Below are 16,501 nucleotides of genomic sequence, written 5' to 3' on the forward strand. Positions count from 1 at the left end.
GGTGTGGACCCGGCCGGCGGTCCGGCGGAACTCCCGAGGCGGGAGTCACGGCAGCGTCCAGGCAGCTTTCGGAAACAGCGGACGTGCAAGAAGGCGCCCCCCGGCCGGGGGCGCCTCGTCTTCGGTGCCTACGCGACCTCGACGATCGCTTCGATCTCGACGGTGATGCCGTTCGGCAGCGAGCCCATGCCGACGGCCGAGCGGGCATGGCGCCCTGCATCGCCGAAGACTTCAACAAAGAGGTCGGAGCAGCCGTTGATCACCTGGGGCTGCTCACCGAACTCGGGGACGGCGTTGACCATGCCCAGCACCTTGACCACCTGCTTGACGCGGTCCAGGTCGCCCAGGACATCCTTCATGACCGCGATCAGCATCAGCCCGACCGAGCGGGCGTGCTGATACGCCTCCTCGGTGGTCACATCCCGGCCGACTTTCCCGGTCGGCATCGACCCGTCCGGGTTGAAGGGACCCTTGCCTGCCAGGAAGAGCAGATTGCCCGTCTGGACGGCGTGGACATAGGTTCCCATCGGCTTGCCGACGGCCGGCAGCTCGATACCCAACTCCTTGAGACGCTCCTCGACCTTCATGCCCTCTCCCTTTCCCATACGTTGGCGTCGCCCACGCTGCTGACGGCGGCATCGTAGGCGACCGACTCGGCCGGTGTCAACGCGCTCGGCGGTCGTCACCCTAGCTGTTTTGGGTATACTGAGCGTTTGCACGGCCCCGCCTGGCGGAGAGCGGGGCGAGGTGCAACGCGTCGATCATGGAGCGACCATGCCGGGAGGTGGCGTCGCCTCGATGGTCCGCACGTGCGGCAGTTCCGGCTTGCCTGGCAACGTCGCCGCGGCGTTCGGCCTGTGTATCGGCGTCCCGCGCCGGGGAGAGCGCCCCAACTCACCCTGGCGACTTCCTCGTACGGCTCGCCCCGGGAGTCAAGGGCTGCTGCTCGCCGCTCGTCCGCCTCATCGTTGTGGTCCTGACGCTCGCCTCGCGTCATCACCCTCCAGCCTGAGGCGGCATCCACACCACGTCCCTGCCTGAAGGCAAGCCCTGCGTCGAGACACGCCGCGCCTCGCCAGCCGGCGAGGAGTGGCAGCGCAATTGCGGGTGCTCCCATCGCCGTTCCAGGCCGGACAGGAGCGGACTTGGGGGGCGAGCGCCACGCTATCGAGCACGAAGGAGACGGGTCACTTGGCTAGTCAGCGTTTGCGCGGCAGGACAACGCCGTGCCCGGTCGTCATCCTGCCGACCTACAACGAGCGCGCCAACCTCGCGACGCTCATCCCCCACATCCTGGCCGACTCACGTTTCCACGTCCTGGTCGTCGACGACAATTCGCCTGACGGAACGGCCGATCTGGTACGCGAGATGGCCTCGGACTACCCCGGGCGCCTGCACCTGATCTGCCGCCCCGGCAAGCTGGGTCTCGGGACCGCGTACCTGACCGGGTTCCGCTGGGCCCTGGATCGGGAATACGACCTCATCTGCGAGATGGACGCCGACTTCTCGCACGACCCCGAGACGCTGCCGCGCCTGATCGAAGCGGCGCGCCACGCTGACCTCGTGCTCGGCTCCCGCTACGTGCCGGGCGGGGGGACGGTCAACTGGTCGCCGCTCCGGCGCTTCATCAGCCGCGGCGGGTCCACCTACGCTCGCCTGATCCTCGGGCTCCCCTACCGCGACCTGACCGGCGGTTTCAAGTGCTTCCGGCGCCGGGTGCTCGAGTCGCTGGATCTGGACACCATCCAGTCGAGCGGCTATGCCTTCCAGATCGAGCTGACCTACCGCGCGCACCGGGCGGGATTCCGCATCGTCGAGGTGCCGATCCGCTTCGAGGAGCGGCGCGCCGGTCAGTCCAAGATGTCGATGCAGATCGTTGCCGAGGCGCTCATCCGCGTCTGGCAGATGCGGCTCTCCGGGGCGGCCCCGTTGCTGACGCCAGGGCGCTCGACTCTCTCCAGTCCCCCGACCCGCTCTCGGTAGGCGGCCCTTCGCGTCCGGCACGCACCCGCGCGATGCGACCCATGTGCGGCGCCGGAAGCATCGCGTAAACTTGTGGGACATGCACGTGGGACAACGTGCTGGCACCTGCATGCCGGCACGGTGCGTGGTGCCCCCTGGCACTGGGTAAGATCGGAGCCGGACCGGTGAGAGTCGAGACCGTCACGCGTCTCCTGTCGGCCGCGGGCGTGCATTGGGTGCGCTTCGAGTTCGCCGACATGCTCGGTGTCGCGCGCTCCAAGATCGTCCCGCTCTCCCGCCTGCACCGTGTCGGCACCCAGGGGCTGCGCTTCGCCCGGGACACGGACGGCCCGCTCGGCGACGGTGCCACGCCGGCGACCGATTTCATCCTGATGCCGGACTTCGACACGCTCGCGCTCCTCCCCTACGCGCCGGGGGAGGCCAGCGTGATCTGCGACCTGTACGACCTGAGCCAGGAGCCCGCGCCACACGACGGCCGCTGGGTATTGCAGCAGGTGGTCGAGCACTATCTCGACGAAGGACTTCTCCCCGCCACGACCTTCGCGTACGACTTCTACGTCGTCGATCGGGCAACCGGTACGCCAGCCTTTCCGGGTGGGCGCCCCGGCGCGAGCGTGCGCAATGCCGCGCGGCCTGCGTGGCGGGATGCCCTGCTGTCGGCGGTCCCGTCACTCGGGGTCGAGCTGGAGACCATCCACACGGCCGGCGCCCCGGGCCAGGTCCATGCCGAGCTTGCCTCAGCGCGGGGAGTGGCCGCCGCCGACCAGGCCTTTGCCTTCCGCACGGCGGTGAAGGAGATCACCAGCCAGGACGGGCTGACCGCCACGTTTATGACCCGGCCGCCGTGTGGCGACCGTGCCTCGGGCTGCATCATGCAACACCGGCTGCTCGACGCCGCAACCGGCGAGAATCGCTTTGCCGACGACGCGGACCCGCTCGGCATCTCCCCGCTCGCCAAGCAGTTCATCGCCGGGCTGCTCTACCACGCGGCGGCGTTGTCCGCCTTCCTCTTGCCGATCCCGAACGACTACAAGCGCTACCACGCGGCCGGTTGTACGCCACTGCACGCCGCATGGAGCTGCGAGAGCCGCGCGGCGGCGGTGCGCGTGCCCGCCCGCGCCGGGGCGGACGCGGCGCACGTGGAGAACCGGATCGCAACGGCCAGCGCCAACCCGTACATCGCACTCGCCGCCTGCCTGGCCGCCGGGCTGGATGGGTTGCGCCAGCGCATGCTCGCACCGGCGCCGCTGCACGGCGACCCGGCGGCATCGCGCGGCGCGCCGCGCCTACCGCAGTCGCTGGACGAGGCACTTGCCGCCCTGGAGGCCGACACGCCACTGCACGCGCTCCTGGGCGAGGCGTTCGTCCGCACCTACCTCGCCGTGGCACGGTTTGAGCTCGCACGCACACGGCTGGCCTGCCCCACCTACGGCACGGACGAGTGGGAGCGACACGTCGATCCCTGGGAGTGGGCCGAGTATGGCGAACTCCTCTAAGCCGTCTCCATCACGTCTGGTTCAGGTGGTTATCCGTCACACGAGCCTGCGGTCAGACGTCGAGAACGGTTGAATGGGGCCGACGAGTCCCGTACCCTTGCAGGATTAACCGGGATGACCCGGCGCCACGCATGCCGCGCGGGCTGCCGCACCCGGTTTGGCCGAAGCAGATCGTCACGGAAACGCGGGGCGTCATGCGCACAGGGACGATGGTACTCAAGCAGGGCGAGATCTTCGTCGTCAGCGACGAGCGGGGAGATATCGGGCGCACTGTCGCTGGCGCCGGCCTCTACTTCCGCGATACCCGATTCCTCAGCGACTATCAGCTCCTGCTCAACGACGAGCTGCCGGACCTGCTCGACTCGTCCGGAACCCAGAACACGGTCGGGATGTTCCAGTTCGGTAACCCGCTGCTCGATGGCGTCGCTGCACAGACCGTGCTGCCGAACACCATCGGCATCCAGCGCTACCGCGTGATCGACCAGGGGATGACGGAGCAGATCCAGATCCGCAACTACAACTCTTTCCCCGTCAGCCTGTCACTGACCTTCATCGTCAGCGCCGACTTCCGCGACATCTTCGACGTGCGCGGTTTCCGCCGCATGAAGCGAGGACGGGTGCTGCTGCCGCGCCGGGATGAGAACGAGGTGGTTCTCGGCTACCGTGCCGTCGATGGCCACCTGCTTGAGACGGTCTTGCACTTCAGCCGGCCGCCGGACGAGACGGCGATCGTCGCCGGCGCGGGCTACACCGCGGAGCTGGAGGAGCTTCGCGCCATGCTGCCCGGCAACGACCGGGTTGTGCGGTCGGAACCGGCCGGGCATACCCCCAGGGCCTCGCTCCTCTTTCGCTTCGAGCTCAAACCGCAGTCGGAGGCCATGCTGTCCCTGACGCTCACGCCGCGCTGGACCGAGTCATCGAGCGACGGACAGGTCCACACGGTGGCGACGACCAAGGGCCCGCTGCCGGTCGCCAGCGAGCGATTCCCGATCGTCGAGACCAACAACGAGGTCTTCAACGGCCTCCTCGACCGCAGCCTGCGGGATCTGCGGACGCTGATTACTCCGTTCCCGGGCGGGCGGATCGTCGCCGCCGGCATCCCCTGGTTCGTCGCGCCCTTCGGCCGGGACAGTCTCATCACCGCGCTGCAGATGCTCATGTTCTCGCCGCAGATGGCGGTCGACACGCTCCGCTTCCTGGCGCGCCAGCAAGGCACCCGGGTCAACCCCTGGACCGGGGAGGAGCCGGGCAAGATCCTGCACGAGCAGCGCTTCGGGGAGATGGCCCGCCTCAGCGAGGTGCCGCACGTGCCCTACTACGGGACGGTCGATGCCACGCCCCTGTTCGTGCTCCTGTTCGGCGAGGTGCTGCGCTGGACCGGAAGCCGCGAGCTCTTCGACGAGTTCCGCGAGCCGGCCGAGCGGGCGATCGCCTGGATCAACCGCTACGGCGACAGCAACGGCGACGGCTTCGTCGACTACGGCCAGCCCTCCCGCGGCGGTCTGGTGAACCAGGGCTGGAAGGACAGCGACGACTCACTCCAGAATCCCGACGGCTCACCGGTGACGCCGCCGATCGCCCTGGTGGAGGTCCAGGGGTATGTCTACCGGGCGAAGCGGGTTCTCGCCGATGCGCATGAACGCTGGGGTGACCCGCGGCGCGCCGAGGAGCTTCGAAACGAAGCCGAGGCGCTGCGCCAGCGCTTCGAGGAGCGGTTCTGGAGCGAGGGAGATCAGTTCTACGGCCAGGCCATCGACGGCACCGGCCGCCTCGTGACCGCCATCAGTTCCAACCCGGGGCATTGCCTGTTCGGCGATATCGTGTCGCCCGAGCGGGCCACGCTCGTGGCTGAGCGGCTGCGGGCTGCCGATATGTATTCCGGCTGGGGGATCCGCACCCTGTCGTCGCGCATGCCCCACTACAACCCGATGAGCTACCACAACGGGAGCGTCTGGCCGCACGACAACTCGCTCATCGCCGCCGGGCTGCGCCGCTACGGCTTCGACGAGGCGGCCGCGGACGTCTTCTCCGATCTGGTCAACGCCGCCACCCACTTCCCGTACGGCCGACTGCCGGAGCTGTTCTGCGGTTTCAGCCGGGAAGCCGAACGTTACACGTTCCCGATCGCCTACCCCGTGAGTTGCAGCCCGCAAGCGTGGGCGGCCGGAACCCTCCCGTATCTGCTCCAGGTGGTCTTGGGCCTCGAGCCGGACGCCGCCGCCGGACAGCTCACCCTGCGGCCCTACCTCCCGGACTGGCTCGACACGGTGCGCATCCGCGGGATGCAGTTCGGGGACCGGACCATCGACCTGACCATCCGCGGGCGCGGTCGCGACGTGGAGGTCATGGTCGATGCGGAGCACGAACTCGCGGTCGTGGTCAACGGCCAGGTCGTGGCGCGCTAGCGGGCGCACCTACTCGCCGACCGCGGGCAGCGCCGTCGAGGCGGAGCGCACATCTCGCCGCCCATTGGCATCTCGCGCACCGTTCGTCGCCGCCTGGTAAACACGCTCGTACCCGTCCACCATGGCCTGCGCCGAGAAGCGCTCCTCGACGCGGCGGCGGCAGGCGGCCCGGTCGATCTCGCCGATGCGCGCGACGCAGGCGGCCATGTCGGCCGGCGTATCGCAGATGAAACCCGTCACGCGGTCGGCCACCACCTCAGGCACCGACCCGTGGCGTAGGGCGATCACGGGCGTGCCGCACGCCATCGCCTCCACCATGGCCATGCCGAACGGTTCCGGCCACCAGGATGGGAAGAGCAGCGCCGCCGCCCCCCGCAGCAACTCATCCCTCCCTCGGTCGTCGACCTCGCCGACGAATTCGACCAACGGGTCGTCGAGCAACGGCTCGACATGCGCCGCGAACCAGTCCCGGTCGACCGCATCGACCTTCGCGGCCAGCTTGATCGGCATGCCCACCCGACGCGCGACTTCGATCGCCAGGTCCGGCCGCTTCTCCTCCGCCATGCGGCCAACGAACGCCAGGTAGCTGCCCGGCTCGGAACGGAACGTGAAGTTCTCAACAGGGATGCCGTTGTAGACCGTGGCGAGCCACCGGACACCGAACGCCTCGAGGGGCGCGCGCTGGCTCTCGCTGATCGAGACGAGGCCCATGTGCGCGTACCAGCGGTAGATCAGCGGCAACTCGGGGATGTCGAGTCGCCCATGCAGCGTCGTGAGGGTTGGCACGCGCCATTGGGACAGGAAGGGAAAGCCCAGGTAATCCATGTGGCTGTGGATCACGTCAAATTCGTCGGCCATCGTGCCGACCTGCGCGAGCAGCGCCACCTGCGGCGCGAGAAGATCCACCGCCTTGTCGTCGAGCCGCAGCGACCGGTCGACGCCCGGGACCAGGTGTGCCCGTGTTTGGGAGTCGCCGCTCGCAAAGAGGGTTACGTCGTGCCCACGCGCGACCAGCTCGTCGGTCAGCGCGGACACTACACGTTCGGTTCCGCCGTACAGGGCGGGAGGCACCGACTCGAAGAGCGGAGCGATCTGCGCGATCTTCATCATTGTCTCCATCGTGGTGAGTGGTAGGCGAACGGCAGAAACCCAGCGGGAGCCGGCCGCCTCCGGCGCGTAGATGCAATTTCGATGCCGGATGCGGACCGGCCTCGAACTGGCATACTGATTGCGGCTGCGCTACGCTGCTGTCCTCACTCGGCTCGGCGGCCGCGGTGGCCACCGCGCTCCGACCGGGCACCATCACCGACCGGAGGTGAGCGATGCCGAGGTTCAAGGTGGCGGACACCCGGGGCATGCGTCGCAGGCAGGCTCGGCGTGCGATGCGCGAGATGCGCCGCATGAAGGGCATGCGAGGCATGCGGGAGATGCGCCGGTTGCAGGCGATGTGGGATCTTCCGGACTTCCCAAGCATGGCACTGATGTGGGTCGAGCAAGTGCGGCGCGCGCGGGAGCGATCGGCCTTCCGCCGCGGCCTCGTGATCGGGCTCATCGGCGGCGCCGTTGCAACCTTCGTCCTCGACCCACGCGCCGGCCGGCGACGCCGTGCCCTGGCGCGCGACAAGGTCGTGCATCTCGGCCACAGCGTGGACGAGCTGATCAGCGAGACGATCCCCCGGCGGGTCGAGTACCTCTCGGGCGTCGCCGCCGGTGCGCGGCACCGCGTGATGTCGACCGTCCGCCCGGAACGGTCGGAGATGCCGGATGACGACCAGTTCGTCACCGACCGGGTGATGAGCATCGTCTTCCGCGACCCCGACATCCCCAAGGGCGACATCAACGTCAACACGGTCGACGGGGTGGTCTACCTGCGCGGCACGGTCGATGACCCGCGCATGGTGCAGGAGATCGAATCGCGGGTGCGGCAGGTCGAAGGGGTGCGGGACGTCGTCAACGTGATCAACCGCCCAGAGGTCGACCCGAGCGACGTGCGCGCGGCCGAAGCGCGCCGTATCGAGGAAGGACGGTGATGGAGCGGCATCGTACCCGCTGGGCGATCTTCGGCGCGTCGGTCATCTCCGCCGACGGCAATCCGGACGCTCACCTGCTGCGCGCCCTCGGGCGTGTGCTCGTCCGGGACGGCCACGAGGTCATCTTCTACGAGGAGCGGGGGAATCCAGCCCTGCAGCGACTCCTCCGGCAGGAGGGCGCACGCGGGCTGGACGCCTTCCGCGCCGCGTATCCCGACATCACCTACCGCACGATCGAGCGGCGTTTCGGGGCCGACCTGGTGGAATGGCTGACGCGGACGCTGGCCACCGCTGACGTGGCGCTGGTTCAGCCCGGCGCCCCCGCGACGCTCGCCACCTGGGTCGGCCGGCTGACGCGCCGACACCTGCACACCTACCTGCTCGACACCGGATGGGGCGGTCTGGAGACGCCACCGGACATCGCGGTACTGGAACCGGGCAACTTCAGCGGGGTCTTCGCCGGGCCGTCGGTAGCGGACCATGCCGTTCCGTCCGACCGGCTGCACCGGCTCGACGCGCTTCCCGACGCGGCCAATCTCGGGGCAGACACAGCGCCGGATACGCTCTTCCCCGCGGCCGAGCACCTGGCCACCCAGGTTCTCGCTGAGCTCGAGCAGGGTGATGCTGGCGTGACGTCAACCACGCCGCCGGCGTCTCAGGGTGGGGAGATGGAGGACCACGACCCTGTCACGCGCTGAAAGGGCGGACCCCGCAGGCCAGCCCCGTTCGCTCGATGCGCTCGATCAGCGCCTCGTATTCCTCATCGAGCAGCGTGAAGGAGGTGTGGCACTCGGGGCAGGTGACCACGTAGACACAATCGTTCCGCATCTCACACCACTCGACCACGTCCCCATAGAGCCCCTTGTGGCAGAGATGGGTCAGCACCTGATCGACGACTGAGAGTTGATCCGACGTCATGGCACCCTCCCCATGACTCTCAGTGTGAATTGATGGTTGGCGTGCAACCATCCTCTACGTGATATGAGCCAATAGCAAGTTCAGGGCCAACCAATACGCATGACGTACGCAATCCGCTCGCTTCATCCCCGCCCTAGCCTCCCGGTCCCCCCTCGCGTAGGATGTACCGGGAGAAATTCGAGCGAGCCAGTCGGTCAGGTGGGAGGATCGGGGCGTGGCGCGGACAGAGTTCATGACGGAGGAGCGTATCGTCGCGTTGGCGGGTGGTGTCGGCGGCGCGAAGCTGGCGCACGGGCTGGCGCTGGCGCGGCCGGAGGCCGTCCTTACGGTCGTCGTCAACACGGCGGATGATTTCTCCCTCTTCGGGCTGCACATCTCCCCCGACCTCGATACCGTCATGTACACCCTGGGCGGCATCGCCAACCCCCAAACCGGCTGGGGGATCGCGGGGGACACCGCGGCGGCCCTGGAGATGATCGGCCGCTACGGCAGGGATACCTGGTTCTGGCTGGGCGATCGGGATCTCGCCACGCATATCCTGCGGACCGAGCGGCTGCGCGCCGGCGACAGCCTGACCACGGTCACCGCGGAGCTTGCCGGGGCGCTCGGCATCCGCGCCGCGATCCTGCCGATGTGCGACGAACCGGTGGCGACCATCGTCGAAACCCCGGACGGCGACCTCGCTTTCCAGGACTATTTCGTGCGCCGGCGGCAGGCCGATGAAGTCCGCGGCGTGCGCTTCGAGGGCATCGAGGCCGCGACCATGCCGGACGGCGTCGCGGCGGCGCTCCGGGAGGCCGCGGTGGTCGTCCTTTGTCCGTCCAACCCGATCGTGAGCATCGGCCCGATCCTCGCGATTCCCGGCTTCCGAGATCTCCTGCGCGAGGTCGCGGCGCCGGTTGTCGCGGTCAGCCCCATCGTCGGCGGCGCCGCCCTCAAGGGCCCGGCCGACCGCATGCTCGCATCGCTCGGCCACGAGGTCTCGGCGGCCGGGGTGGCGGCACTTTACCGGGATTTCCTGAATGGCATCGTCATCGATCAGGTCGATGCCGCGCTCGCCGGGCGGATCGAGGAGATGGGGATCGCGGTGCACGTGACCGATACGGTGATGCGCGACGAGGCGCACCGCCGCGCGCTGGCGGACGAGACGCTCGCCTTCGCTGCCCGCCTGGGGAGCCGGGCGCGCACATGACCACCGTCGCGGTCGTCCCCGTCCAGCGGCTGAGCACCGCGAAGAGCCGCCTCGCCGAACGCCTGAACCCTGACGAGCGGCGCGTGCTGGTACTTAGCCTGCTCGACCACGTGCTGGCCACGCTGAACGCCGCGCGTCACGTCGACGCGGTCATCCTCGTCTCGCCCGACCTCGAGGTGCTCGACCGCGCGGCCCGGCACGGCGCGGTTCCGCTCCTGCAACCCGGCTCGGGGTTGAACGAGGGTTTGCGTCTCGGCCGGGACGAGGCAGTCCGGCGCGGCGCCGACACGCTGCTCATCGTCCTCGCCGATCTCCCCTGGGTCACGGCTGACGAGATCGACGCCCTCGTCGCGGCCCTGCCGGAGCGCGGCGTGGCGCTCGCGCCGGACCGGCACGAGCACGGCACGAACGCGGCCGCACTTCGCCCACCGGATGCCATCGAGCCGGCGTTCGGAGCCGGGAGCTTCGCCCGCCATCAGGCTCAGGCAGTGGCGCGTGGGCTGCCGCTCCAGGAATTGCGGGTCCGGGGTCTCGCGTTCGACATCGATACCCCGGCCGATTTGGAAGAACTGGCCGGCCATGCCACGGTCAGCGCCAGCAGCGACGAATCAGGGACGTGAGGGCGGCGCCGAACAGGCGAGCTAGAGCAAGGATGGGCCACGTGGAGACCGATGGTCGTCCGAAATCGAGTGAACGGGCGCTCGATCTGGCGGAACTGATTCGCGGCCGGCGCTCGGTGCGGCGCTTCCGGCCGGATCCGATCGATCGCGCGCTGGTCGAGCAGATCCTGGAGGCCGGCCGCTGGGCGCCGTCGCCGCACGGCACCCAGCCGTGGCGCTTCGCGGTCCTGACCACGCCGGAGATCAAGGCCCGGCTTGCCGACGCGATGGCCGAAGCCTGGCTCCACAACCTGGCCATGGACGGCCAGCCGGAGGAGATTATCCAGAAGCGGCTCGCCGGCTCGCGCCGCCGCCTCATGGAAGCACCCGTCCTGATCCTGCTCTGCCTCTATCTGGAAGATCTTGACCGCTACCCGGACCCGGAACGACAGACGGCCGAGACGACAATGGCGATCCAGAGCCTCGGGTGCGCCGCGCAGAACATGCTGTTGATGGCGTACCGGTTGGGCCTCGATGGAGGGTGGATGTGCGCGCCGCTCTTCTGCCCCGATGTTGCGCGTGAGACGCTGGGACTTCCCGAGACGGTCATCCCGCACGCGCTGCTCACCATCGGCTACGCGGCCGCCGACCCCAAGCGGCGGGAACGCCGCCCGCTGGGCGACCTCATCCTCAAATACGAGTGACGGCGATCAGCGCTGCTCAGGTGTCTCGACGAGTTCGGCACCTTCGTCCTGTCCGACGCTCACGCGCCCCGTGGCGATGAGCCAGGAGAGGAAGGTCCACCATTGCAGTTCGTGGTCGGTGGGCTGGTAGCTGGGGAACCGCCCATCCGCGGTTTGACCCGGCTCGAACTGCCAGCGAGCGCCGTCCGAGGCATATCCGGGTTGCGACCCGTTCCCGGTCTGGCTCTGCTGGAAGGCGAGTGCGCAGCGCAGGCACAGGGTGTGGGTCGCGACCTGCTGGGTGCTGGCTGCCGGCACGACCCGACCGCACACGTCGCAGTGTCGAAAAGCGGGATTACGAGGTTCACCGTCTGGCATCGTGCATTCACTTTCAATCCGCGCGGTCCATTCCGCGCCACCCGGCCGCGCCGCGACCGTTGCTCCCTGCGTAAGTGCAGAACACGTTCCACCGAGGTCGATTCACCGCAGCGCGACGTGCACGTGGACGACGATCGTCGCTCCGGCCGGGCCGACGACGGTGTGGGAGCAACGTCAGTGGCGATGTGGGCGTGTCGAGCCGTTGAGAGCGCGCTGAGATCTTCCCCCAGTATCCGCCGAAATCAACTGCCGACCGTACGAAGTACCACCTCCGTAACGGCCGATTCGTCCGGCGTGATACGGGAGTCGTCTGGCGCAACCAATCCTTGAGAAGCGGTGCCGTTCGGAACCTACAGCTCCGTCAGCTTCGCATCGTGAATGTGGTAGTCGACGTGACGGAACGCCTCACGCAGATCCCAGAGCGCGTTAAGCACCTCATCTCGCTGCTCAGCCTTGAGGGCTTTCAATAAGCGCGGGACGAGCTGGGAATACACGGTCTCCATGGACTCAGCAATGTCCGCGAGCGCGAGCGCCAGCGCATCTGCCTCGGAATGGCTCAGCACGTCGGTCCGCTCGAGTCGATCCACGAGCCATCCGTCTTCGTGGACTTTATGCAGGGTCTTGGCTATGTCGCCTGCCACCGTCATGGGAGGACTCCAACCCTCATTCATCTTCGTGTAGGTCGCGGTCGCGAATAAACTGCTCGACGGTCTCGAGTTGGCGATAGAACGTAGCCAACTCGCGTATCAGGCGTTCACGATACCGCGCTCGCTGGAGCTTTTCCTCATGCTCTGCGATCAAGGACTTGAGCGACCGGCGCGTCTTGAACACGCTTCTCGGTCCGTGTCTATTCAGTTGCCGCTCCAGCTGGTTCGCGAAGCGCTCGTCAGCATAAGGCATCTTGCGCTTCCCAATGCCTGCGCAAGGAAAATGCCGTGAATTCGTGGAGGCATCGTCATGATACGACTCTTTCGACATGCGCGCCAGATGTACTGATCCACCGACTGAACGCCGTGACGTCAACGTCAAACGCAGGCGACAGCGGCGTCGTGTAGCGCTTTTCTCGCTCCAGGTCTGCTGGCACGATGCCTAGCTGGCTGCGTACGCCCTTGTCTACCGGCTCAGCGGACCAGACTGGTCCGCGGTGGGCTCCGCTCAACAGAACCAGGATTCGCTGAGGCGGGGTGGGCGGCGGCGCACGCCGTGCTCACGCCGCCGAGGCGGGGGTACTTCCAGGCCGGCCGCGGCGTAGGCGGCGGCCTTGATCTGGGCGAAGGTCTCCTCGTAGTCCTGACCGGCAGCCTCGCCTGCCTCCGCGATGCGGGAGACCTCCTGCTGGAGGGCATCCAGCCGCGGATCGGGGCTACGCCAGGTGTAGGTGAAGGCCGCCTCATCGAGGGGACCGAGCCACTCCTGGGTCTCCGGCCGGTCCAGCAGGGCCGAACCGGGCGGTACCAGGAGGCGGATCGAGAAGTGCACCGGATCAATGTTGTCGATCAGGTCGTACTCCTCGACGAATCGCAGGAGCTCGAGGTAGTCCTCCATCGTGGTCCACGGTGTGAACGGGAGCAGCGACGGGCGCATGGCGATGCCCGCACTCTCCAGGATGCGCAGCGCTTCGACCACGTCGGCCTTCGTATGGCCCTTGTCGACGCGCTCGAGCACCGTCTCGCTCACCGACTCCACCGCCGAGACGACGAAGACGCAGCCCAGCTCCGCGAACTCGGGGATGAGGTCGCGGTGCTGCAGGATGTGCTCGATGCGCGTGGTCATGTCGAAGGTGACGTGCGGGAACTCCGCGTGCATCGCCCGGCAGATGCGCAGTGCGTGGGTCGGGCCGTTCAGGAAGTCGGGGTCGCCAAAGGTGATGTGCCCGGCGCCCTGGCGCACCTGCCGCCGGATGTCCTCCAGCACAACCTCGCGCGGGATGGCGAAGAACCGCCCGCGGTAGATCGGCACCACCGGGCAGTGGAGGCAGGTGTGGTGGCAACCGCGCGTCGTCTCGGTGTACCCCGCCGGGATCGCCGTCCCGTCGATCATGAGGTGTGCATAGCGCTTCATCGACGGCAGGCTGGTCCGCTCCGGCATGGGGAAGTCGATCCGCGCGAGCGACGGGGGCACCCGGTAATCGCGGGTGGAGACGCCCTCCACCGGTTCGTCGCTGCCGGCCGCGAGCGCGCGCACGAAGTCGAGCAGCGGGCGCTCGTACTCGCCGCCGATCACGAAGTCACCGTGCTCTCGGAGCAGGTAGTCGGCGTTGAGCCAGGCGTAGAGGCCGTAGAAGCCGATGACCGCGTGCGGGTTGACCTGGCGGACGCGGCGGGCAACCTGCGTACCCAGCCGCAGCGCGGTGTGCATCGGGACCGAGATTGCCACCACCCGCGCGGCGGCGATGGTCGCGTCATCGAGCGGTTCGACGGCGGTGTCGACGGCCACCGGGGCATAACCTGCCTGGGTCAGGTAGGCGAGCGGGAAGGCCAGGTTCAGCGGCTGATGCCCGAGTTCGTAGCACGAGACAAGCAGGATGGCGCCGGGGGCGGTCAGGTCACCGATCGGAGCCCGGGCACCTGCGGTCTGCTGGGTCGCGGTTGACATCGTCGCGCTCCTCCGCCGGCACCGCGCATGCCGCGGCCGGCCGATGGCCCAAGCCTATCGGAGCAGGATGGCGACGTCAAACGTGGAGCGTGATGCGTGATCCGTGATGCGTCATGCGTCATACGTCCCGCTCCCCTCTCCCCTGGTGGGAGAGGGGCCGGGGGTGAGGGGGACGCATGACGTATGACGCATCACACCGGGATCCCGGCGTCGAACTCGCCTTCGACGATAGCGTCGCCGCCGGAGAAGCCCATCGGGGCGCCGTCGGCGCGCCAGCAGGCGGCGCCGTGGAGCAGGCCGGTCTCCGGGTCGATCAGGATGCCGTTCATGCCGCCCGCCACCTTCAGGGGGGTCTCCACCACGTGGCCGCGTCGCTCCATCTCGGCCACCAGATCGGGCAGGTTGTCGAAGCCGCGCTCCAGCTCCAGTACCGGGCCGCGGTCCCACAGGCGCGGCGCCTCGACCGCCTCTTGCAGCGTCATCCCGTGGTCGATGACGTTGATGATCGCCTGCATGACGGAGCCGAAGATGCGCACCCCGCCGGGAGTGCCGAGCGCCATGAGGGGATTCCCGTCTTTGAGCACGATGGTGGGCGACATCGAGGAGAGGATGCGCTTGCCCGGCTCGATCGAATTGGTCCGGCCCGGCGTCGGGTCCATCAGGTGCATGCAGTTGTTGAGCAGCATCCCGGTGCCGGGTACGGTTACCTTGGAGCCGAAGGCGTTGTTGAGCGTCTGCGTCGTCGAGACGACGTTGCCCTCGGCATCGACCGCGCAGCAGTGCGTGGTGCAGTCGCCCTCGCCCTCGGGCGCGAGTGCGGCGACGTACTGCTGAGCGCGATTCAGGTCGATTTCGGCGCGGCGCTGCGCCGCATACTCCTTTGAGGTCAGCCAGTCGAGCGGGATGCGGACGCGCTCCGGATCGGCCATGTAGCGGAAGCGGTCGGCGAAGGCGATCTTCATCACCTCAGCGATCAGGTGCACCGTGTCGGGCGTCCCGAAGCCCATCGCGCGCAGGTCGAAGCCCTCCAGGATGTTGAGCATCTGGATGATGTGGGTACCGCCGGAGGAAGCCGGCCCCATTGACACGATCTCGTAGCCCCGGTAGGTGCCGCGCACCGGCGCTCGCTCGTAGACCCGGTAGGCGGCCAGATCCTCCTTCGTGATCAGCCCGCCGTTGCGCGCCATGTCCGCGGCGATTGCCTCGCCGAGCGGCCCGCGGTAGAGGTAGTCCGGCCCCTCGGCGCCGACCCGCTCGAGCGTTTCGGCGTAGTCGATGCGGCGCAGGGTGGCACCCACCGGCGGCGGCTCCCCGCCGGGGAGGAATACCTCGGCGCTGGCAGGGAAGCGAGCCAGGTCTTCCGCGCAGGTGCGGATCATCTCGTGCAGGTAGGGGCTGACCCGGAAGCCGTGGCGCGCGAAGCGGACGGCCGGCGCCACGACGGTCGCCAGCGGCAGCCTTCCGTAGCGTTCGACGGCGGTCGCCCAGCCCAGAAGCGTGCCGCCCGTGGCGACGGCCAGGTAGCCGACGTCGTTGAGCCGACCTTCGACATCGTTGTCGAGCGAGCCGGGGATCGGCGTGAACATGTCCTCACGAGCTGCCAGCGGCACCGTGCCGTAGTTGTCGATCGTGGTCACCGTGCCGTCCGCGAGGCGCATGGTAATGAACCCGGCGCCGAAGATCGTCGTCATCATCGGTTCGACGACCGACAACGCGAACATGGTGGCGATGGCCGCGTCGACCGCGTTTCCACCGAGCAGCAGCATCTCGGTGCCGGCCAGGGAGGCCAGCGGGTGGTTCGAGGTCACCATGCCCCGCGAGGCGACCGCCTCCCGCTTTACCGTCGGCCGCCGGTTTCCGTTCGCGCCACTCACGCCCCGCGCACCCCACGTCATGGCCCTCTCCTCCCACACTGACACGCTGCACGCTGCGGGACGATGATAGCAGGCTGTTCGTCATCCGTACTGCGTACTGCGTGGTGCGTGTTTCGTGTTCCGTGTTGCGTGTTCCGACGTACCCCCCTCTCCCCTCGTGGGAGAGGGGGTAGGGGGGTGAGGGCGTCGCCTGACGCAGCCCGCGCCACACAGCAACAGGCCCTGGGATGATCCCAGAGCCTGCCACCCGTGGAGAGGGTGAGGAGGCGTCGTCACGCTAGGCGGGTGTGGCCGCCTTCGGCCCGCGTGCCGCGCGGAACAGCTTCCCCGGCTCCCAGGGGGCCCCCA

At 68.4% G+C, this 16,501-nt stretch carries 15 protein-coding genes; 8 read left to right on the plus strand and 7 right to left on the minus strand.

What is annotated here, in order from left to right; translation table 11 throughout:
* Positions 1 to 128: 128 nt before the first annotated feature.
* On the minus strand, positions 129 to 587 hold the full coding sequence (locus IRZ30_RS09220; RefSeq protein WP_294084694.1) for a RidA family protein: 459 nt from the start codon (positions 585 to 587) through the stop codon (positions 129 to 131).
* Between the two features lie 604 nt (positions 588 to 1,191).
* On the opposite strand from IRZ30_RS09220, the gene IRZ30_RS09225 reads away from it, so the two are divergent.
* From IRZ30_RS09225 to IRZ30_RS09235, 3 genes are all read left to right on the plus strand, one after another.
* The gene (locus tag IRZ30_RS09225; RefSeq protein ID WP_294084695.1) at positions 1,192 to 1,983 is read left to right on the plus strand and encodes a polyprenol monophosphomannose synthase; all 792 of its coding nucleotides are present in this window, start codon (positions 1,192 to 1,194) and stop codon (positions 1,981 to 1,983) included.
* 164 nt (positions 1,984 to 2,147) lie between these two features.
* Positions 2,148 to 3,479 carry a glutamine synthetase family protein gene (locus IRZ30_RS09230; protein ID WP_294084696.1) on the plus strand — a complete coding sequence of 444 codons (1,332 nt, stop codon included), beginning with the start codon at positions 2,148 to 2,150 and terminating at the stop codon, positions 3,477 to 3,479.
* A gap of 194 nt (positions 3,480 to 3,673) precedes the next feature.
* Complete coding sequence (locus IRZ30_RS09235) at positions 3,674 to 5,884, plus strand: amylo-alpha-1,6-glucosidase (RefSeq protein WP_294084697.1); 2,211 nt, start codon at positions 3,674 to 3,676, stop codon at positions 5,882 to 5,884.
* 9 nt (positions 5,885 to 5,893) lie between these two features.
* On the opposite strand, the gene IRZ30_RS09240 is transcribed toward IRZ30_RS09235, so the two are convergent.
* Complete coding sequence (locus IRZ30_RS09240) at positions 5,894 to 6,991, minus strand: glycosyltransferase family 4 protein (RefSeq protein WP_294084698.1); 1,098 nt, start codon at positions 6,989 to 6,991, stop codon at positions 5,894 to 5,896.
* A 293-nt stretch (positions 6,992 to 7,284) separates the two neighbouring features.
* On the opposite strand from IRZ30_RS09240, the gene IRZ30_RS09245 reads away from it, so the two are divergent.
* Positions 7,285 to 7,914, plus strand: a complete 630-nt coding sequence (locus IRZ30_RS09245) for a BON domain-containing protein (RefSeq protein WP_294084699.1) — start codon at positions 7,285 to 7,287, stop codon at positions 7,912 to 7,914.
* Complete coding sequence (locus IRZ30_RS09250) at positions 7,914 to 8,612, plus strand: hypothetical protein (RefSeq protein ID WP_294084700.1); 699 nt, start codon at positions 7,914 to 7,916, stop codon at positions 8,610 to 8,612. Before IRZ30_RS09245 ends, IRZ30_RS09250 begins: the two co-directional genes overlap by 1 nt.
* On the opposite strand, the gene IRZ30_RS09255 is transcribed toward IRZ30_RS09250, so the two are convergent.
* Positions 8,602 to 8,832, minus strand: a complete 231-nt coding sequence (locus tag IRZ30_RS09255) for a hypothetical protein (protein WP_294084701.1) — start codon at positions 8,830 to 8,832, stop codon at positions 8,602 to 8,604. The genes IRZ30_RS09250 and IRZ30_RS09255 overlap by 11 nt on opposite strands.
* 214 nt (positions 8,833 to 9,046) lie before the next feature.
* On the opposite strand from IRZ30_RS09255, the gene cofD reads away from it, so the two are divergent.
* The 3 genes from cofD to IRZ30_RS09270 are packed head-to-tail and all read left to right on the plus strand — an operon-like array spanning position 9,047 to position 11,327.
* Positions 9,047 to 10,024 carry a 2-phospho-L-lactate transferase gene (gene cofD / locus IRZ30_RS09260; RefSeq protein WP_294084702.1) on the plus strand — a complete coding sequence of 326 codons (978 nt, stop codon included), beginning with the start codon at positions 9,047 to 9,049 and terminating at the stop codon, positions 10,022 to 10,024.
* Positions 10,021 to 10,644: a 2-phospho-L-lactate guanylyltransferase gene (gene cofC / locus IRZ30_RS09265; RefSeq protein ID WP_294084703.1), complete on the plus strand. Its 624-nt coding sequence runs from the start codon at positions 10,021 to 10,023 to the stop codon at positions 10,642 to 10,644. Before cofD ends, cofC begins: the two co-directional genes overlap by 4 nt.
* Positions 10,645 to 10,676: 32 nt before the next feature.
* Positions 10,677 to 11,327, plus strand: coding sequence for a nitroreductase family protein (locus IRZ30_RS09270; RefSeq protein WP_294084704.1), 651 nt, complete (start codon positions 10,677 to 10,679; stop codon positions 11,325 to 11,327).
* A 6-nt stretch (positions 11,328 to 11,333) separates the two neighbouring features.
* Here the strand turns inward: IRZ30_RS09270 and IRZ30_RS09275 are convergent, their stop codons facing one another.
* From IRZ30_RS09275 to ggt, 4 genes are all read right to left on the minus strand, one after another.
* Positions 11,334 to 11,624: a hypothetical protein gene (locus tag IRZ30_RS09275; RefSeq protein ID WP_294084705.1), complete on the minus strand. Its 291-nt coding sequence runs from the start codon at positions 11,622 to 11,624 to the stop codon at positions 11,334 to 11,336.
* A 410-nt stretch (positions 11,625 to 12,034) separates the two neighbouring features.
* Complete coding sequence (locus IRZ30_RS09280; protein WP_294084706.1) at positions 12,035 to 12,331, minus strand: hypothetical protein; 297 nt, start codon at positions 12,329 to 12,331, stop codon at positions 12,035 to 12,037.
* A gap of 508 nt (positions 12,332 to 12,839) precedes the next feature.
* A complete protein-coding gene (locus IRZ30_RS09285) occupies positions 12,840 to 14,228 on the minus strand; it encodes a CUAEP/CCAEP-tail radical SAM (seleno)protein (protein ID WP_294084708.1) in 1,389 nt (462 codons plus the stop codon).
* A gap of 242 nt (positions 14,229 to 14,470) precedes the next feature.
* Positions 14,471 to 16,174, minus strand: a complete 1,704-nt coding sequence (gene ggt, locus IRZ30_RS09290; protein WP_294084707.1) for a gamma-glutamyltransferase — start codon at positions 16,172 to 16,174, stop codon at positions 14,471 to 14,473.
* Positions 16,175 to 16,501 lie beyond the last annotated feature (327 nt).

Origin of the sequence: Sphaerobacter sp. (genome assembly GCF_019683595.1) — a bacterium.
Taxonomy (GTDB): Bacteria; Chloroflexota; Chloroflexia; order Thermomicrobiales; family Thermomicrobiaceae; genus Sphaerobacter.

What these genes read in the sequence shown, in the direction of transcription:
- IRZ30_RS09270 (WP_294084704.1), top strand. Translation starts at nt 10,677, where the DNA reads ATGGGCCACGTGGAGACCGATGGTCGTCCGAAATCGAGTGAACGGGCG.
- IRZ30_RS09245 (WP_294084699.1), top strand. Translation starts at nt 7,285, where the DNA reads ATGAAGGGCATGCGAGGCATGCGGGAGATGCGCCGGTTGCAGGCGATG.
- IRZ30_RS09250 (WP_294084700.1), top strand. Translation starts at nt 7,914, where the DNA reads ATGGAGCGGCATCGTACCCGCTGGGCGATCTTCGGCGCGTCGGTCATC.
- IRZ30_RS09240 (WP_294084698.1), bottom strand. Translation starts at nt 6,991, where the DNA reads ATGAAGATCGCGCAGATCGCTCCGCTCTTCGAGTCGGTGCCTCCCGCC.
- IRZ30_RS09235 (WP_294084697.1), top strand. Translation starts at nt 3,674, where the DNA reads ATGCGCACAGGGACGATGGTACTCAAGCAGGGCGAGATCTTCGTCGTC.
- cofC (WP_294084703.1), top strand. Translation starts at nt 10,021, where the DNA reads ATGACCACCGTCGCGGTCGTCCCCGTCCAGCGGCTGAGCACCGCGAAG.
- ggt (WP_294084707.1), bottom strand. Translation starts at nt 16,174, where the DNA reads ATGACGTGGGGTGCGCGGGGCGTGAGTGGCGCGAACGGAAACCGGCGG.
- IRZ30_RS09220 (WP_294084694.1), bottom strand. Translation starts at nt 587, where the DNA reads ATGAAGGTCGAGGAGCGTCTCAAGGAGTTGGGTATCGAGCTGCCGGCC.
- IRZ30_RS09255 (WP_294084701.1), bottom strand. Translation starts at nt 8,832, where the DNA reads ATGACGTCGGATCAACTCTCAGTCGTCGATCAGGTGCTGACCCATCTC.
- IRZ30_RS09280 (WP_294084706.1), bottom strand. Translation starts at nt 12,331, where the DNA reads ATGACGGTGGCAGGCGACATAGCCAAGACCCTGCATAAAGTCCACGAA.